This window comes from Allorhizobium sp. nf9_anc (assembly GCF_056323085.1).
This window is the reverse complement of record NZ_JBWHZM010000003.1, coordinates 98,612-116,815: the sequence shown is the minus strand read 5'-3', so window position 1 is coordinate 116,815 and position 18,204 is coordinate 98,612. Positions and strand designations below refer to the sequence as shown.

General features: G+C 55.3%; 10 protein-coding genes and 4 pseudogenes. 9 read left to right on the top strand and 5 right to left on the bottom strand.

Annotated elements, in window-relative coordinates:
* The first annotated feature begins 8 nt into the window (after window positions 1-8).
* From AC02Y0_RS23970 to AC02Y0_RS23950, 5 genes are read left to right on the top strand one after another with little or no spacing between them, the layout of a single operon-like run.
* Window positions 9-929, top strand: coding sequence for an ABC transporter permease (locus AC02Y0_RS23970; RefSeq protein WP_476384398.1), 921 nt, complete (start codon window positions 9-11; stop codon window positions 927-929).
* Window positions 895-1,788, top strand: coding sequence for an ABC transporter permease (locus AC02Y0_RS23965; RefSeq protein WP_476384397.1), 894 nt, complete (start codon window positions 895-897; stop codon window positions 1,786-1,788). The genes AC02Y0_RS23970 and AC02Y0_RS23965 overlap by 35 nt, the downstream gene beginning before the upstream one ends.
* Window positions 1,789-1,812: 24 nt before the next feature.
* Complete coding sequence (gene argH / locus AC02Y0_RS23960; protein WP_476384396.1) at window positions 1,813-3,330, top strand: argininosuccinate lyase; 1,518 nt, start codon at window positions 1,813-1,815, stop codon at window positions 3,328-3,330.
* The gene (locus AC02Y0_RS23955) at window positions 3,327-4,946 is read left to right on the top strand and encodes an ABC transporter ATP-binding protein (protein ID WP_476384395.1); all 1,620 of its coding nucleotides are present in this window, start codon (window positions 3,327-3,329) and stop codon (window positions 4,944-4,946) included. Before argH ends, AC02Y0_RS23955 begins: the two co-directional genes overlap by 4 nt.
* Before the next feature lie 28 nt (window positions 4,947-4,974).
* Window positions 4,975-6,540 (top strand): ABC transporter substrate-binding protein, encoded by a 1,566-nt coding sequence (locus AC02Y0_RS23950; RefSeq protein ID WP_476384394.1) that lies wholly within the window; start codon window positions 4,975-4,977, stop codon window positions 6,538-6,540.
* A gap of 465 nt (window positions 6,541-7,005) precedes the next feature.
* Here AC02Y0_RS23950 and AC02Y0_RS23945 read toward each other — a convergent pair.
* A pseudogene (locus AC02Y0_RS23945) lies at window positions 7,006-8,116 on the bottom strand (IS3 family transposase).
* 272 nt (window positions 8,117-8,388) lie between these two features.
* Between AC02Y0_RS23945 and AC02Y0_RS23940 the strand changes: the two are divergent.
* Window positions 8,389-9,619, top strand: a pseudogene (locus AC02Y0_RS23940) (IS256 family transposase).
* An 85-nt stretch (window positions 9,620-9,704) separates the two neighbouring features.
* On the opposite strand, the gene AC02Y0_RS23935 reads toward AC02Y0_RS23940, so the two are convergent.
* On the bottom strand, window positions 9,705-10,439 hold the full coding sequence (locus AC02Y0_RS23935) for a winged helix-turn-helix domain-containing protein (RefSeq protein WP_476384540.1): 735 nt from the start codon (window positions 10,437-10,439) through the stop codon (window positions 9,705-9,707).
* A gap of 788 nt (window positions 10,440-11,227) precedes the next feature.
* Window positions 11,228-12,085: pseudogene (locus tag AC02Y0_RS23930) on the bottom strand (IS110 family RNA-guided transposase); the annotation flags it as partial.
* 75 nt (window positions 12,086-12,160) lie between these two features.
* Here AC02Y0_RS23930 and AC02Y0_RS23925 point away from each other — a divergent pair.
* Window positions 12,161-13,699: an IS3 family transposase gene (locus tag AC02Y0_RS23925; RefSeq protein ID WP_476379581.1), complete on the top strand. Its 1,539-nt coding sequence runs from the start codon at window positions 12,161-12,163 to the stop codon at window positions 13,697-13,699.
* Window positions 13,700-13,776: 77 nt separating this feature from the next.
* On the opposite strand, the gene AC02Y0_RS23920 is transcribed toward AC02Y0_RS23925, so the two are convergent.
* Both AC02Y0_RS23920 and AC02Y0_RS23915 read right to left on the bottom strand, forming a co-directional pair.
* Window positions 13,777-15,333: an ISL3 family transposase gene (locus AC02Y0_RS23920; RefSeq protein WP_476384402.1), complete on the bottom strand. Its 1,557-nt coding sequence runs from the start codon at window positions 15,331-15,333 to the stop codon at window positions 13,777-13,779.
* A gap of 93 nt (window positions 15,334-15,426) precedes the next feature.
* Window positions 15,427-15,571, bottom strand: a pseudogene (locus AC02Y0_RS23915) (IS5/IS1182 family transposase); the annotation flags it as partial.
* A gap of 711 nt (window positions 15,572-16,282) precedes the next feature.
* Between AC02Y0_RS23915 and AC02Y0_RS23910 the strand changes: the two are divergent.
* Entirely contained in the window at window positions 16,283-17,608 is a 1,326-nt protein-coding gene (locus AC02Y0_RS23910) for a hypothetical protein (RefSeq protein ID WP_476384539.1), read from the top strand.
* Between the two features lie 345 nt (window positions 17,609-17,953).
* Window positions 17,954-18,133, top strand: a complete 180-nt coding sequence (locus AC02Y0_RS23905) for a hypothetical protein (RefSeq protein ID WP_476384538.1) — start codon at window positions 17,954-17,956, stop codon at window positions 18,131-18,133.
* Window positions 18,134-18,204 lie beyond the last annotated feature (71 nt).

Here is an 18,204-nt window from a genome sequence, read left to right as displayed (position 1 = left end):
GTGTGTCGATGCCGATATTTATTCTTCGCCGCGTTCTGTTGTTGGGTCCAATGCTTCTTGGCGTGGCTCTGGCGATATTTCTGATCCTTCACATGATCCCGGGAGACCCAGCCCGTATTGCTGCAGGTCCGGATGCAGCTCAAGAGGACATCGAACAGATACGGACCAATTTAGGGCTCGATATGCCCCTGCCGGTTCAGTTTGGGATGTACGTGGAGCGCCTCCTCGAGGGTGACATGGGACGTTCATTCCAGAGCATGCAGCCCGTAACACAAGGCATCGCTCGAACAATCGGGCCGACATTGGAGCTTACAATTGCCGGAATGCTGTTCGCAGTGGCGCTGGGTGTGCCTCTTGGCATCATTTCCGCCCTTCGACGCGGTCGCTTGGCCGACCGGTTGGTTACCAGCCTTTCCGTTTTGGGGATCTCGACGCCCGGATTTTTTTTGGGCCTTCTCTTGATGATGCTTTTCGCGTCGAACCTAGGATGGCTCCCGCCAACAGGGCGTGGCACACCAGCGCACCTCGTGTTGCCGGCCGTGACGCTTGGATTGCCCTATGTGGCGACCTTCGCCAGATTTACTCGCTCGAGCATGCTCGATACGCTTGCGGAGGACTACGTCCGCACGGCAAGGGCTAAGGGGCTTTCTTGGCCGAAGGTCACGTACCATCACGCTCTGAGAAATGCATCTATACCGTTGATCACAATCTTTGGTCTCGACTTCGGCCGTCTACTCGGTGGTGCTGTCATTGTTGAGACGGTTTACGCTTGGCCAGGCATGGGCCGGTACATGATCAATGCCATAGCTCAGCGCGATATCTTCGTAATCCAGGGCACGCTTCTCGTCTTCGCGATAGCTGTCGTCGTCGTCAACCTCATCGTGGACATCATCTATGGAATCCTCGACCCACGCATCTCCTACTCCTGAGATGGCGCGCAACTCATCGCCGATTTGGATTGGCATGTTTGCGAAGCACTGGCTGACTTTAGCCGCTGCAGCATGCATCATTTTCTTTGTTGGCGCCGCGATATTCGCGCCGCTGCTTTACGATCCAAGCACGATCACTCTCGTCAACCTGGGAGCCGCCCGCCAAGCGCCATCGTGGGCCTACTGGTTAGGCACCGACGAGATGGGCCGCGATATGGTCGCCCGACTGATCTACGGTGGTCGCATAACTCTTTTGGTCGCGATTGTGAGTGTCGCAGGCAGCATGGTTGTCGGCATTACGATTGGCGCGCTGTGCGGGTACTACGACAACTGGCTCACCGCTTTAGTGATGCGCTTTATGGACTTCATGATCGCATTCCCGCGTGTCTTGGTGGCAATCATGGTTATTGCCGTGGCTGGACCAGGGGTCATCAGTCTGACTTTAGCGATCGCTATTTCGACCGTGCCACAGAATGCACGATTGTTTCGCGGTCCGGTAATCGCGCTAAGGCAGCGACAGTTTGTGACCGCTGCTCGTGCTCTTGGGGCGACTGATATGTCCATCTTGTTTGGTCACATTCTACCGAATACCGCGTCGCTCGCGATTGTTCATGGCACCATATCGCTCGCCGAAGCGATCTTGATTGCGTCCGGCTTGAGTTTCCTCGGTCTCGGCCCGCAGCCGCCTATTCCCGAGTGGGGTGCAATGATTGCCGGATCGAGAAGCTATCTCACTACAACCCCGCATTTGATCCTCGTCCCAGGTACCGCGCTGTTCCTCGTCATTTTGAGCTTCAACATCGTCGGCGACGTGCTGCGCGATCATCTGGATCCGCGAATGCGTAACAATCGCGACTAAAACCCCCGTTACCGGAAGAATATTATGTCCTTCGCCACGAAACAGAATGAGTTCACCCTCGCAGAGGCCCGCTTATCAAGCTCTCCTGCGGACCGCCTGATGAAGTACTACGTAGTGCCCGCGCTAACGAAAGAGCGGCAACATTTTGACGAGTTCTTGCTGGTAGATCTGGCGCATACGACGATGCTAGCCGAGCAAGGTATCATTGATCGACCAACAGCAAGGGCTTTACTCTGTGCTCTTCGCGAGTTGCGTAGATCAGGCGAAGATGCCTTGGTTGTTGACCCTGCTAGGGGCAGCTTTCTCCTTCAAATCGAGAATTACCTACGAGAAAAGGTAGGCGATCAAATTTCCGGTCAGATGCATACCGGACGCAGTCGGATTGATCAGGGCGCCACTGTCCGCCGTCTCGCGGAACGAAACCGTACGCTGCAGGTCTTCGCGGCCCTGGTCCAGATGCGGGCGGCGGTACTGACGGTAGCGAGAGCGCACTCGCGGACCGTCATGCCGGGGTATACTCACATGCAACAGGCGCAGCCGTGGGTATTTGGTCACTATTTGCTCAGCTTCGCATACAGGCTTGAAGAAAGCTTTGAGCGTCTGTCAGAGGCATACCTTCGCATGAACCGCAACCCGCTTGGAACGGTTGGCCTCTCCGGCACATCCTGGCCACTAGATCGACGCCGGACAACTCAGTTCCTGGGTTTTCATGACGTAATTGAAAATTCGAAGCTCGGTCGTGAGGCATACTACTCAGCCGAACTAGTCGGGGCCTTGTCGTTCATCATGTCTGATCTTAACGATCTGGCGACCGACCTGCACATTTGGTCTTCGACCGAATTTGGTTTGGTAGAGTCAGACGACTCTTATTGCGGAACGTCCAGCATATTCCCGCAGAAGAAGAATCCGACCGGACTGGAAGCTGTAAAAGGTGCAGCTGGTAGTGCAGTCACTTGGTTAAGCACGGCGCTAGCAACTTTCAGGGCCGAGGGAACGGGAGATCAAGCCATCCGCGAGCTCCCCATGGCTGAGGATGCATTGTCCAGCACACATGCGTCCCTAGAACTACTGGCTGGTATAGTGTTGACGTTAACCGTACACCAGGAAAAAATGCTTGCGTCAGTTCGTGGCAGCTGGACTACCGCCAGTAACCTGGCGGATACGATTGTTCGGCAGACAGGTCTTCCATTTCGCGAGGTTCATCACGTCGTCGGGCGTTTAGTCCGAAACTGCCTTGCGGTGAACATCACGCCAGAGCAGGTCACGGTCGAGCATCTTTCTCAAGCAGCCTTAGAGACTATCGGCTGCCGGATCGATGTGCACCAAGACGACCTCAGTCGTGCTCTTGATCCGGAGGATTTTGTTCGTTCACGCGTTACAATGGGCAGCGTAGCGCCAGCCGAAGTGGATCGCATGCTGGCAAGATGCGAAAGTCGCGTAAGCAACCATCAGGAATGGCTTGACTCCGAGCAGATGCGAATTCGCGACGGGGAGGCAGCTCTCGCTATCGCAATAGCGGACATTCTGGAGGAGAGCCGATGAATGTCACAGGCAAGCCTGCTCTTCTCGTAGTCGAGGACCTCACCGTCAAGTTCGGATCTATGCCGCGAGCCGCAGTTGGAGGGATTAGCTTTGAATTAAGAAAGGGAGAGACATTAGCGCTGGTTGGTGAATCTGGATCTGGAAAGTCAATGACTTCCCTGTCAATTATGGGGCTGCTTCCATCATCTGCGAAAGTTACTGGCACTATACGATTTCGAGGGCAGGATTTAGCCAGCCTCCCGGACGCAGAAATGGAAAAGCTGCGCGGCAACAGGATTGCCATGGTATTTCAAGAGCCAATGACGTCCCTTAATCCGCTGCACACTGTGGAGCGTCAAATAGGTGAAGTCGTAGCCAATCACCGCTCGGTCTCCCGAAGAGAGCTCGATGCTCGGGTGTTAGAGTTGTTGGAGATGGTTGGTATACCGAATCCAGATAAGCGGAGAAAAGCTTATCCGCATGAGCTTTCCGGAGGCCAGCGACAGCGTGTGATGATCGCAATGGCACTTGCGAACGAGCCAGACATCATCATAGCTGATGAACCCACCACAGCCCTTGACGTCACTATTCAGGCACAGGTTCTGGCACTACTGCGAGAACTGAGTGAGCGGACAGGGACAGCTCTGCTGCTCGTTACCCATGACTTAAACGTTGTCCGGGCCATGGCAACTCGTGTCTGCGTGATGAAGGGCGGCCAAATCGTAGAGACTGGCGATACTACTGCGGTCTTCGACCGTCCCAAGCACGATTATACACGCCATCTCGTAAATTCGGAGCCTAAAGGTCAAGCACTGTCTGTGTCCGACAATGCTCCCGTCGTGCTCGAAGCGAAAAACATCAAAGTTTGGTTTCCCGTGCGGTCCGGATTGTTCAGAAGAACAGTTGATTACATCAAGGCGGTTGACGGCATCGATTTAACCATACGGCAGGGTCAATCCGTCGGGATCGTCGGTGAAAGCGGTTCAGGCAAGACCACCTTGGGCATGGCGATACTCCAGCTACAACGTTATCAAGGGGCGGTCCGCCTTGAAAATAAAGATATTTCCAACCTTAAGGGTCGAGAAGCGCAGGCATTGCGCCAACGCATGCAGGTGGTTTTTCAAGATCCCTTCGGCTCCCTTAATCCCCGTCGTTCAATAGGTAAGATCATAAGTGAAGGGCTCCAAATACACGGTATCGGGGCCAACGGCCGCGAGCGAGAGGAGCTAGTCGCTACTGCGCTCCAGGAAGTCGGACTTGATCCCGCAGTTCGTCAACGATATCCCCACGAGTTTTCGGGAGGGCAGCGTCAGCGTATCGCGATCGCACGCGCTCTTGTCCTTAAGCCGCGTTTCATCGTTCTAGACGAACCGACATCAGCACTTGATCTCTCGGTCCAGACACAAATCATCGAACTCCTTCGCGATCTACAAACCCGCTTCAGCCTATCATACATGTTTGTAAGTCATGATCTGAAGGTGGTCAGGGCTCTCGCTGACGAGGTTCTTGTCATGAAGGACGGACTAATCGTTGAAGCGGGCAAGGTCGAGCAGATTTTTCACTTTCCCCGTCAATCCTACACACGAAATCTTATCCAAGCTTCTTTCGATATCCTTCCGCCCCCGTCAGCTGGCTAGGGCATTCAACCTGCAGAAAGGGAATCCAATGCTACATATTCCTCAAAGAACCGGTTTTTGTCCTAAGGCAGCGATTTTGGGCGGTGTGCTATCGGCTTTTTTGAATGCTGGGACGGTCTCGGCTCAAACGCTCACCTACGTGCAAGGAAGTGACGTCGCCAACCTTGACCCAGCAAAATCGCAGAGTGTTACATCACAAATCGTGTTCAGGCATTTGTTCAACGGTCTAGTTAAGTTTGCCGACCCTAATATGACCGATATCGTCCCCGACTTGGCGACTAGCTGGCAAACTTCTGAGGATGGGTTAACTTGGACATTCAAGCTTCGCGAAGGTGTGATGTTTCATGACGGAGAGGTTTTCGATGCTGAGGCGGTAAAGTTTAACATTGATCGGCTGAGGGCCGAGGAGACGGGATCGCCAGTGCGATCTCAGTTCAGCGCAATTGAATCCGTAAATATTGTAGACGCCCAGACGATAGAACTCAAGCTATCCGCCCCCTTCCCAACCCTGATCGAACTTCTTGCCGATGACTACGGCGCCATCAGCAGCCCAAAAGCTGTTAAAGAAAAGGGCGACGATTACGCCGTTCATCCGGTCGGCACAGGCCCCTACGTTTTCCGTGAATGGGTACCAAACGATTACACTCGGATCGAACGAAACACCGCATATTTCGGGACTGGCGGGGTGCCAGCTGAAATCGTATTCCGCGCAGTCCCGGAAGGAGCGTCCCGGGTAGTTGAAGTGGAGACTGGCAATGCTGACATAGCCGGAAACATCCCTCCCGAGTTCGCCGGTCAGCTTGAGCAACGCGACGATACGCGTCTGTTGGTGGTGCCAAGCTCATTTCAGATCTTTTTTGAGATCAACACAACCGCTGAACCATTCGATGATCCACGAATTCGCCAAGCTGCAAACCTTGCGATCGACCGCCAAGCGATCGTAGATCAAATTTTAGGTGGTTATGGCCTCGTTCCTTCTAGTCCTTTTCCGAAGGGAGTGCAGGGCCGAGTTGATTTCAAGCCGCATCCCTACGATCCAGACCGTGCAAAAAAATTGATCGCAGAAGTTTACCCTGATGGATATGAGGGTACCGTTGTGATGTGGACGCCGGCCGGGCGTTATCCAAAGGACAGAGATGTGGCTCAGGCCGTACAGGCATACCTCAATGCTGTTGGTCTGAAAACGGAGTTCCGCACCTGGGAATGGGCGGCATACCAGCGCGAGCTTTACGCAGAGCAAGAGGGTGGCACTGGTCGCGGAACAAACGCAGCAAACATGTGGCTCTTGGGAACCGGCATTACGAATGCAGATTTGCGCCTGCGGCGTAAGACGGTCGTGGGGGATTCCTCCAATCTTACAGGATACAATAACCCTGAGGTTCAGGAATTAATGAAAGCTGCACTGAGAGAACTTGACTATGATGCTCGTCTAGGGCTTTACGCCAAAGTCCAGGAAATTATCTGGAATGAAGAACCGAACAACATTCCGATTTATGACTCGGTACAAATTTTCGCTGCTCGCAAGAATGTAACCGATCCGGTCGTTTTTAGTGACGAAGTCGTTCATTTCGACCAAGTGACTAAGCAAGATTAATCCGGAGACTGCAGGTCGGGCGTCACTTGCGTCGCCCGCCCTCTGCAGCAGCCTAAGCCAAAGCTGCCCGAGTGGAAGGCTTCAAAAGCAACTTCGTGCTAAGCGTTGTACCTCAAGTGGCGTCTCGGCTTCCATTCCCCAGCCTCTTCCCGAGGCGTTTCGGCTGCTGTCGGCGCCGTCCGATGGCAGCCCTTTTTTTTAAGATAGTTCTGATGTGAGCGCATGCTTTTCGATCCATTCAGACTTGCAGCTTCACCTGTCAGCTTCCGCAGGTGTTAACACAAGTTTGCGCCAAGTCGGCGAACGAAGTAAGGTCGGAAAACAAACTAGAGTACCTCGTTCCATGGATGCTTTGATGAAGTGACCTGAGCCCCTGAACTTCCTCCAGAGTTTGGTAGAGTCCGTCACATCAATGCTCTGGGACCAAACCTTGGACCGCCGGAAGCTGGAGTTTTCCGGCTCTGATCACGATGGCTGGCTGGTTGCGCCACCGGGATTATGTAGGGCGATCGGGACGTTAAATCCGGTTATATCCGATCGCCTAGTGAGGACATTCCTCGTTGTAGTGTCGACGCCAAGTTTCCAACTTTTCGCGGGAATCCACAAGGGTCAGGAACCAATGAGCGTTCAGGCACTCCGACCGCAGCTTGCTGTTGAACGCCTCGATGAAGCCATTGTCGGTCGGCTTTCCAGCTCGTGAGAATTCCAGGGTGACGTTATTGGCATAGGCCCAGAGGTCGAGGTCACGGGAGATGAACTCACTGCCATTGTCCATCCTTATCGTTTTGGGATAGCCGGTCTTCCGGCAGATGCTTTACAGGGTCTGGACGACAACCTCGCCCCGGTAGTTGAAGCGTGCGTCGGCGGCCGGACAGTAACGAGAGTGCGTGTCGACCACAGGATGCGCAGCTTCTTGCCAGTCGCAAGCTGGTCGTAAACGAAGTCCATTGCCCAGACATCGTTCGGCCCGACAGCCTCCTGGCGATCATCTCTGAGCTTAGCCTTCACCCGGCGCTTGGGATGCTTGTTGCGTAGTTGAAGCCCTAACTCGCTGTAAATCCTGCGGGTCTTCTTCATGTTGATCTTCCAGCCATCGCGCGGCGCAAATGTACATGGACGCGGCGGTAGCCATACCGCACGCGTGTCTCGCAAATCTCCTTGATGCGTCTTTCGAGTGGGGCCTGTCCGGTGCGGCGGGACTTGTAGTGGTAGGTCGATGTGTCGAACCTCAGGACCTTGCAGGCCCGTCGGATCGATATGCCCCAGTCCACCAGCATCCCGTCGATCAGCTTGCGCTGCCGGACAGGCCTCAGAGCGTTCGGCGGATGACGTCCTGCAACATTTCCCGGTCGAGCGTCAGGTCCGCGACAATCTTCTTGAGCCTGGAATTCTCATCCTCCAGAGCCTTCAATCGACGCATCTCATCGGGCAGCAAACCCGCATACTTTTTCCGCCAATTGAAATACGTCGCCTGGCTAATCCCGGCCTTCCGGCAGATCTCCGCCACCGGCACGCCGTCATCGCCCTGCTTCAAAATAAACACCTTCTGCGCGTCCGAGAACTTCGATGCCTTCATGCTTCCGCTCCTTTTCCTAGCCGGGAAATTACCGCGGAAAACTTCAGTTATGAACGGTCCAGTTTCTAGGGATCAGAGCAGAAGGCCTGCATATACGCCTCCATGGTCTTGTCTGTGGGATCGTGTCCCGGCGCGTGGTGTAGCTGGGTGATAGCGAAGCCGCTCGCGAGCGCGCCCTCCAATGTGCTGTAGGGAGCGGGCGGCGTAGCGGTGGTCACCAGTGTTTTCCGGTAGGGTCGGGTTGTTCAAGACCAACCTGAGGGACACCACCGATGACCGACGACATGACGAACCTGCGCTAACTCGTTGAGAAGAGCGCCGACGCCGATTTCCTACGGGATATGATCGGCTTTGCTGCCGAAAAGCTGATGGCGCTGGAGGTCGGGACGAAGACCTGCGCGGGCTATGGCGAGAAGAACGGCTTCCGACTTGCCCAACGCAACGGCTATCCGGCCGGGACTGGGGGACGCGGGCGGGCACCGTCGAGCTGCGTATTCCGAAGCTTTGTACAGGCTACTATTTCCCGAGTTTTCTGGAGCCGCGCCGAATGGCGGAGAAGACTCTAACGGCGGTCATTCAGGAAGCTTACATCCAAGGCGTTTCGACCCGATCGGTCGATGATCTCGTCAAGGCCATGGGCATGAGCGGTATTTCCAAGAGCCAGGTATCCCGGCTCTGCGCCCCTTTCGGCGATGCAAGCATTGCCTGCCGGGCAAGGGGAAATCGACGAGAAGGTGAAGGCCTTCCTCGATCGGCCAATCGAGGAGGAATGGCCATACCTCTGGATCGATGCTACCTATCTGAAGGTTCGTCGCGGCGGACGCATCATCTCTGTCGCTGTCATCATTCCGCGGGGTCAACACCGATGGTCGACGCGAGGTGCTCGGCATGGAGATCGGCACATCCGAGGCCGAGGCGATCTGGACGGAATTCCTGCGCAAGCTGACAAGGCGAGGCCTACGCGGCGTGAAGCTTGCTGTCTCCAATGCGCATGAAGGCATCAAGGCAGCAGTGTCGAAGGTGCTTTCCGCCACTTGGCAGAGGTGCCGTGTCCACTTCATGCGCAATGCGCTCGCCCATGCCGGGAAGAGCGGACGGCGCGTAGTCTCCGCCTTCATCGCCAGGGCTTTTGCGCAGGACACACCGGAGGCCGCAAGCACCCAATGGCGCAATGTCGCTGACCAGCTCAGGCCAAAGGTGCCGAAACTCGCCACGCTGATGGATAGTGCCGAACACGATGTGCTCGCCTACATGACCTTCCCCAAGCAGCACTGGGCAAAGCTTCATTCGACAAACCCGATCGAGCGTCTCAACGGCGAGATCAAGTGACGCACAGAAGTCGTCGGCATCCTCCCCAACGACGATGCCATCGTCAGGTTGGTCGGTGCACTGCTGCTTGAGCAAAACGACGAGTGGGCTGTTCAGCGATCCCGCTACATGACATTTGAGACCGTAGCAGCAATGAGCGATGATCCGCTCGTCAGCCTGCCAGCCGCAAGCTGACCAATTCCCGGCTCTGTCCGGAAGGCACGGCGATTGCCAAAGCTACACCACTCAGCGGGACACAATCGTCTGTGGAGTTTGTTTTTTATGAAGCCTGATGTGTTCTCATCTTTAGACACTCAGTTAGAACTTCGCTGTCGAATATATATCCGTATCCACGCTCCGTTTTGATATACTTCCGTTCCGGCAGCGCCTTTTCGAGCTTACGCCTCAGCCGTAGGATCAGAACGTCAATGCTACGGTCGTATATTTCCTGATCGTGCACCCGTGTAGCCATCAGCAACTGTTCGCGCGATAAGGTTTTGCGCGGATTGCTGAGAAATGCCAAAAGTAAGTTCAGTTCGCTTGCGGTTAACCTGATTTCCTGGCCTGACGGATCGAGAACCCGGCGCAGCTTTGTATTTACTCGGCACTCATCGAACTTGTAGACTTTCTGCTGCGTGTAAGCTTTTCGGTCGGCGGTGTTGCGCAACGCAACCCGTACTCTGGCCAGAAACTCTCTCAATCCGAATGGCTTGGCGATGTAATCGGTGGCCCCCATTTCCAGCCCCCTCACCTTGTCGGTTTCATCCAGCCGGTCGCCGCTGATGATGATGATCGGTATGTCCAGCTTGGCATTAACCTGGTGGATGAGTTGCAGATCGTCCTCTTGGTCTTGTGTCACACCGACGATCAACAAATCAGTGACCTCGTTATTAAGATAACGAACCATCTGTTGGCTATTTTCAACGGCCTTTATTTGAAAGGCATGCTGAGATAGATAGTCCGACAGGAGATTTCGAACTGAAGGGTCATTATCAACGACAAGGATATTTTTCATGGGTTAACCGCCTTCATCTTACTCGTGAACCGAGGCTGATTAAGAAATTGTTAGCCACCCATTAACGGCCGTGGAGCGCAGCAGCAATCATCGCAACAGGTATGCTATCATGTCGGCAAGTTCATAGTGACACGCATCGATATGCGAGAAAGTGAATTAAATTCACATAAAAAGAGCTTCACCGCGTGTGCTCTTTTTCGGAATAACGGATTGAACAATAAAAGAAATTTAGTGGGTTCGCGTACACGGTGCTGATCTTAGGGCATAAGGTAATGGAGATTTTGGCGGTCCCTGACCAGGGGAATATTCGCACAATTTCAGGCAGCCCGTTTCATTTGTAGTTGATTGAAGCAAATGCCTTGGCGCGTAATTCAGCGAATACGAGTGAATTATAATCTTCACAGTCGAACAGGTGTATCGGCCGGGCTGCAGCCATGCCGTTTCTGAGGAAAGTGGTCCCCTGAACTGCCCCCCCGTTTCGACCGCACAGTCGGCATAAGCAGAAAGGCTCAAGCACAGGCTTGAGGACATGTGTGGACGCTTCCGGGTGCGCAAGAAGAATATTTGTGTGACGGCGTCGAAATTTGGTGCGGACATGTGTTCGGCTTCTTTCGCGGCGAAACACCGCCGCCAGCCAGTCTGGATTACGCGAGCTCGGTCCAGTTCAGGCTTGCGTGCTGCCAGTACTTATCCTCAATCTGGTTCTCCAAGCCCCGTTCAAACTTCGGCCATGCAATCCTTAGACTTTCATTGCTGCGCGGGAAATCGTCAGGCTGGCTGCATGTAGGACCTCCGTGCTTCAGTATCGCCCACGCAACTCGAGCCATCTTGTTCGCTAGCGCCACGATCGCGAGCATCGATGGCTTTCTGTGGAGGATGCTGGCTAACGAAGCGCTCGGCTGGATCCTGCCGCGCCTGATCCAGGATACGACCGCACTGGGGCCCATGATTAGAAGGCGTCTGAGCGTGTGTTCACCCATCTTGGATATTCGCCCGAACCGTTGCTTTCCTCCAGTGGATCGCTCGAGCGGGGTTAAGCCAACCCATGCCGCGAAGTCACATCCCTTGCGGAAGGTGGCGGGATCGGGAGCAACGGCAGCGATTGCCGCCGCTGTCACCGGGCCAATCCCCGGCACAGAGGTCAACCGACGCGCATCAAAGTCGTAACGCGCACGCTTTTGGATTTCCTTGTCAAACTCTGCTAGCCGAGCTTCACAAGATAAGAGATGCTGCCACAACGAACACAGGATGCCTTGAACTGCGGTCGGCAGGTCACCATCACTCTCGATGACCTCCTGCATTTTTGCAGAAGCGGCTGCATCCTGCGGGAAGATGTAACCAAATTCCGCCAGATGGCTCCGTATCGCATTGAGAAGCTGGGTCTTCTGGCGCACCACCAGATCTCGTGCGCGAAAGACAATACTCGCGGCCTGCGATGCTTCACTCTTCACACGAACGAAGCGCATGTCCGGCCGCTGCGCCGCCTCCGCGATAGCCTCGGCGTCAGCAGCATCGTTCTTCTGCCTCTTCACGAATGGCCGGACGTAATCCGGAGGTATCGGAAGCACTTCATGGCCCAGCTCTTCGAGCTGCCGCCCCCAATAATGTGCTGTGCCACAAGCCTCCATCGCTATCCTGCAGGAGGGAATTGACATCAACAGCGTGGTGAGTTGCGTTCGCGGGGATGCGGACGAAAACTTGGACCACCAAGGAGGTAGTTCATGTATTCCTATTCAGACAGACTTCGAGCAGTGGAGCTCTACATACGGCTGGGCAAGCGCCTCAACCCGACCCTTCGTCAGCTGGGATATCCCACAAAGAATGCGCTGAAGGGTTGGTACCGCGAGTACGTCGAGAATCTCGATCTGCGTATGCAGCCGGTAGCGCGAGCGCCAAAGTATTCCGAGGCACAGAAACAGGCGGCACTTGAGCACTTTCGCACCCATGATCGTTGCATCTCTGCGACGATGAGGGCGCTTGGCTATCCCGGACGAGGAACTCTGACCGCCTGGGTCCGAGAGGCCTTTCCGGAAACGCAAACATCAATGGTTGGTCGATCGTGGCATCCTGGCTATTGCGAGGAGGTCCGGCAAGCCGGCGTCATCGGACTATGCTGTGGAGATGAAACCGCTCAACAGTTAGCTGATCGGCTAGGCGTCTCAAGGCCGACATTGTACAGCTGGAAAGACCAGCTACTCGGTCATGAGGCTCCTTCATCCATGAAACGCCGCAAAGCCAACTCCAAAAAGCCAGAACGTGAGGAACTCGAGCGACAGCTTGAAGCTCTCCAGCGTGATGTCCGCCAGTTGCAACTCGAGCATGACCTCCTGAAGAAAGCCAACGAACTGTTAAAAAAAGGCCTGGGCGTCGATCTGCAGATCCTGAGCAATCGGGAAAAGACACAGCTGATTGACGCCCTTAAAGATAGCTATCGCCTGCCAGAACTCCTCGCCCAGCTGCAAATTGCCCGGAGCTCCTACTTTTACCACCGCACACGGATATGTCTGGCAGATAAGTATGCCGCCATCCGGCACAGCCTTGCGAAAATATTCGAAGCAAACCGTCGTTGCTATGGTTATCGCCGATTGCAGGCGTCGCTTGCCAGGCAAAGCGTGACAATCTCGGAGAAGGTTGTGCAGCGCTTGATGAAGCAGGAGCAGTTGGTCGTTGCCAGGCCGCGTCGACGGCGTTTTGGATCATATCTGGGAGAAATCAGCCCGGCGCCCGAGAACCTGATCAATCGCGACTTCCATGCAAAAGCACCGAACGTGAAATGGCTGACAGACATCACCGAGTTCCAGATCCCAGCTGGGAAGGTGTACCTCTCGCCGATCATCGACTGCTTCGACGGTATGGTCATAAGTTGGTCGATTGGGACGCAGCCAGATGCAGGCCTGGTCAACACAATGCTGGATGCCGCCATTGAGACCGTGACCAAAGGAGAGGAGCGGCCAATCGTCCATTCCGATCGTGGAGCCCATTATCGCTGGCCCGGCTGGCTGACACGGATCAGCAACGCGCAGATGGTTCGCTCGATGTCCCGCAAGGGCTGCTCACAAGACAACGCTGCGTGCGAAGGCTTCTTCGGCCGGTTGAAAACGGAACTCTTTTATCCACGGGATTGGAAGGCCATCACAATCGAACAGTTCGTCGCCGAGGTGGATGCTTACATCCGCTGGTACAACGAGAAGCGCATCAAGATATCACTGGGATCACTCAGCCCGGTCGAATATCGCAACAGCCTCGGCCTGAGCATTTAGAACAGTCCAACTTTTTGTCCGCACCCCCCATATCGGCGTGCAAAATTGGCTCTGACGCAATTTTGGTGGCCAGAGGCCTATCCGGCGCCAATGACGCGGGCCTGAAGGAGGTCGATTTTCCCTCGGCCGTACATCTGGCGTTTTACAAGCTTGAGCTTGGTAATCTGCCCTTCTGTCTTTCTATTTGACCACGGCAAACTGATCGGGGCACTCACGGCTGCCCGGTCTTTGGCGACACCATTGGCGAAGGCCGCGACCAAGCTTGATCGGGCCCGTTCCAGCCATGGTTCGAGATCGGCAAGAGATTTCTTGCGGATGATGGCTTGGAGAGCGGCGACGACTTCCCGCGCCTCCACGAGTTGCGGCACGAAGCCTTCAATCGCGGCAACCGTAACGGTCTGAGACTTGGAGAGATCGTCGCGAGCGATGGTCATGAGGCGTGCCAAAGTCCGTGCCGACGGCGTACGGCTCAACGCTTCGCAATCCATCTTTTCCGCCTTTCTCCGACGCGTCGCCCACTCGGTTACGACACGAAGGCAGCCCTGGAATCCCTGGCGCGTCAGGTCTCGCCACAACTGTGTGCCATTGCGGTGACCGGCACTCCACTGCGCGTCGAGCCATGGCAGATAAACTTCAAGGGAGCTCTCCCGCACGCGGAACACCTCAGATCGCTGACCGCGTAGCACCCGCCTGACGAGGCCGCGACTGTGCCCTGTGCAACGAACGATTTCTTTGATTGCAGCACCGGACTTGGCCAAGTCCAAAATGACGGCGTTCGTGTCTTCTCGATGCAGATATCCCTGATATTGGATCAGCTCTGCTGCCGTCAGCAGCTCCGTGTTGATCGTTACCGACCCGATCGCTGTTCTGATCTGTCGCATCGATTTGCGGACGGCGTCGAGGAATGCCCGACTGGCGTTCTCCATCAAATGCCATCGATCGGCCACTTGGGTCGCGTCCGGCAATGCCTTGGCTGCAGCAAGGGCGTAGGCGCCACCGCAGTCGCGGGCGACGACACTGATCTGTTGCTGACCCGAAAGCCAGGCCTGAGCGGTTGCCGGTTCTCGGTCTGGCAGAAGTGCAATGGTTTTGCGCCGTTCGAGATCGCAGATGATCGTCCCGTAACGCTGGTTGCGCCGCCATACCCAGTCGTCGATGCCGATCACCGTCGGCGGAACGATACGCGGGGTGCCGCGCCGTCGGACGACACGCAGCAAGGTGTCGTTGCTGACCGGCACCATCAGTCTGCGGGCGATAGTCGCCGCCGGTCGCCCACCCAAAGCAAGCCCGAGATGGTGGACGATGTGATCAAGCCGCGCAGTGCGCCGCGCCCACGACGCCAGGACATCTGCCTCAAAGCGCTCGGCAAAAATCCGTCGGCCACACAGCACTGCGTCACAGTAGAAGCGGCGTGCGGCAATTACCAATCGCACAGACTTTCCCGCGATGGGAAGATCCGTCAGGCGTCGATGATAACGACTGTGTATCCGCGCAGATCTTGTTCCGCAGCCTGGACAACCGCTGGATATATCCGTCGATCGGACAGTGAGTATGATGGCATCGCCAGCAGAAGCTGTCTCATCGATGACAAAGCCTCGAGGCACGAGTGCGGAGGGGCGAAGCGAATGAACCATGGCGCTGATTCCTTCTGCAAAACCAACGCCAGCCGACGCCCAGAATTCATCAAAAGTGAGTCAGAGCTAATTTTGCACGCCGAAACACAGTCTGGGCAGAAAAGGCTCAACCAGAGCCCATTCCCGATCCGTGACGTCGCTTGCACAGTGCGCAGTGCGCCGGGTAAATTGCCGACAGATGAATTCGCTTCAGGCCATTTTGAACTCCATCGAAACTTCGAAAATCCGAAGGAATCATGACCTCTCGAAATTGCTCACTTCATTTTAAGGCAGCCTTATAGATTTATAAACAAATATCCATTTCTTAGAAAAATTTATTATGCGATGAACAATAATTTATTCATACCAACGCGTGCACAAACATACTAAGATACATTACACTTTCACCTATCCTGCCATCAATCTCCCACTTTCCGAAACGCTAGTACAAATCCGGCCATCAATCTCCCACTTTCCGAAACGCTAGTACAAATCCGGAAGCCCAGGCGACGCCAACCCGAAACGGTATGTGATCCGCACGGCGGTTTTCCGATCCGGAATGAATGGCGTATACGAGATGTAGCCATGGCGCGTGATCCAGCCGCCTGACGCACGCCCTGGTTCGACAACCCTGCACCTGCATATGCGAGATGACGTGCCCCACCATGCATGCAGGCGACCGCCAGTCCTCTTTTCGGTCTCGCCGAAAAATCGCGCAAACCTGGTCAGCCGACCCTGCACCGCCTCAATGCTTCCGGTCTCGGCGGTTTCCTAATCTGGAATGAGTTGCCTATACGAGATGTAGCCATAGCGCGTGATCCAGCCGCCTGACGCACGCCCTGGTTTGACACCCCTGCACCTGCATATGCGAGGTGACGTGCCCTACCATGCATGCAGGCGACCGCCAATCCTCTTTTCGGTCTCGCCGAAAAATCGCGCAAACCTGGTCAGCCGACCCTGCACCGCCTCAATGCTTCCTGTATCGGCGGTCAGTGACCAGAGCTGCCGCGAGCATAAAAATCCGGGCATTTCCCTCGAAAGACAGTCTATCGACACTCACAGTCTCATCAGCATTAGCACTCTTCAGCCATCATCATTCGCCTTGCACTCAACCACTCCCGACGCAATGTCTTCCCCATTTGCTCTTTCCACGCATGGCAGCCTGCTCGTCAGCGAGCTGTCTGAAGGCATCACCCACTATCGCTTTCAGCGCTCCGAAGGCTGGGAGAACGCCCATCCGAGGAAGTCCGAAGCCCACGCCATCCTCTCGCTAATGAAAGATGAGGGCTCCTTCACCGCCGTTCGCATCGCGAACGCCCGGACAAGCACTATCAGCCCTTCCAGCGGCGTTGATACCTCTCTGCGGATCATCCGCGATCTGAGGGGGCCCTTCGTGGCCATCAATGGTGGCTTTTTCATTCATCTCACTAAGCTCTTCCGCGCCGCAGACGGTTCCCTCCTTCCCGATGACAAGGTCACGCATACCGTTGGCCCCTCGAGCGCAACCGAGCAGTCGGGAAAGTATGTGGAGGTTCATTCAGCCTATGCGGACCTTCTGAAGAAACGCGAGATGACCGACAATTCCTTCTTCGTCACCGGTCCCTCCCTGGGGCAGCCGTTGTTGATCGAGCAGCCCACCTTCGACAAGCTCAATGGCCCGGCCGGCCGCTTCAACTATTTCGCGATCGGGCCCGACGGCAACAAGATTGAAAGCCCCATTTGGGCTACCCTGACAGAGTGGGACAAGCAACGCCTGGAGAACAGTGCGAACCCCGACTTCCAGGCCGCGACAACGTTGCGCACGCACACCGAGGATGACTACCTCAAAGAAGCTATGAAGAAAGTGACGTTGCTCCCCTCAGGCGAGTTGGGTTTGGCCAGAGCGCCTCCCGCCAATCCGTTTGTCAAGTCCGTCTGGGCGCAGGTTCCCGGCAACCTTTCCCACGTCACGGAGCCCAACGAGCGCGCTGGTGTCTTCCGAGGCCAGGACGCCTGGTACTTTTTCGCCTATAATTCCCTGCGGGCCAATGGCCTCACTATGAACGAATTCGGTACGCTCACCAAGAAATTCGTCACTCTCTCCGGGAATGTCATTGCACACGATGACGACATCTGGGCGAATGACGGAGGCCCTTCCATCTGCATCCTGTACGTCGATGGCCATAGCGCTACCCGCCTGCTCGCCCAAGGCGGTCTCTTAGAACAGAGCGCCAACATTCCGGTGGACCCGGACACCATGCGCAAGCTGCCCAACATGATCGCTGCCTGGCCTCAAGGCATCGAGGAGGAAGCTTAAGTTGAGGTTCGGATCGTTTTACAGGGATTATGCGGGATCATGTTTTGAAGGTTCAACACCTAGAGGTTGATCGGTGGTTTCAACTCCGCCATTGTTTTCCAGATAGTCGCCTGAATTGAATTTTGGACACCGATTGATGAAAACCCTCGTTCACATGTGAAAACTAATGAAAATTGCAATCGCGCGGTGTAAGTAAGTAAACATCCAAAAAGCTGAAATTCATTTTGACTATCTCCTCATCGATCGCAACGGCCTATCTTCTGCCCTCCCAAGCCGGGTCCTCCAGTATCGCCTCCCGGTCGCATCTCCGTAGGACGGGGGCGCGTCGCAAGGATATCCCTCGGCATGCGCATTTCCAGAGAGATCGTTCCGCTGAGCAAGGATCCGATGACGAAATGCGCAGCATCGTACGATCTCGTCGTACGATCGCTACATGGAAAGACTGCCGCCTGGATCATCAGCCAATCGCACTATTCGAAGAAGGCACGCGGTCTACGCAAGCGCCCGGATGAAACCCGATTTTGACCTGCTGACCCAGGTATCGGCCCGAATGTCTGCAGATACGAGCCTACGTGTACAGGCCGATTGGCCCGCCG

Bases quoted from the DNA above. Each gene is read 5' to 3' on its own strand.
- AC02Y0_RS23965 (WP_476384397.1), top strand. From the start codon at position 895: ATGGAATCCTCGACCCACGCATCTCCTACTCCTGAGATGGCGCGCAAC.
- AC02Y0_RS23935 (WP_476384540.1), bottom strand. From the start codon at position 10,439: ATGAAAAATATCCTTGTCGTTGATAATGACCCTTCAGTTCGAAATCTC.
- AC02Y0_RS23925 (WP_476379581.1), top strand. From the start codon at position 12,161: ATGTATTCCTATTCAGACAGACTTCGAGCAGTGGAGCTCTACATACGG.
- AC02Y0_RS23950 (WP_476384394.1), top strand. From the start codon at position 4,975: ATGCTACATATTCCTCAAAGAACCGGTTTTTGTCCTAAGGCAGCGATT.
- AC02Y0_RS23905 (WP_476384538.1), top strand. From the start codon at position 17,954: ATGCGCATTTCCAGAGAGATCGTTCCGCTGAGCAAGGATCCGATGACG.
- AC02Y0_RS23955 (WP_476384395.1), top strand. From the start codon at position 3,327: ATGAATGTCACAGGCAAGCCTGCTCTTCTCGTAGTCGAGGACCTCACC.
- AC02Y0_RS23970 (WP_476384398.1), top strand. From the start codon at position 9: ATGCCGATATTTATTCTTCGCCGCGTTCTGTTGTTGGGTCCAATGCTT.
- argH (WP_476384396.1), top strand. From the start codon at position 1,813: ATGTCCTTCGCCACGAAACAGAATGAGTTCACCCTCGCAGAGGCCCGC.
- AC02Y0_RS23920 (WP_476384402.1), bottom strand. From the start codon at position 15,333: ATGGTTCATTCGCTTCGCCCCTCCGCACTCGTGCCTCGAGGCTTTGTC.
- AC02Y0_RS23910 (WP_476384539.1), top strand. From the start codon at position 16,283: ATGCTTCCTGTATCGGCGGTCAGTGACCAGAGCTGCCGCGAGCATAAA.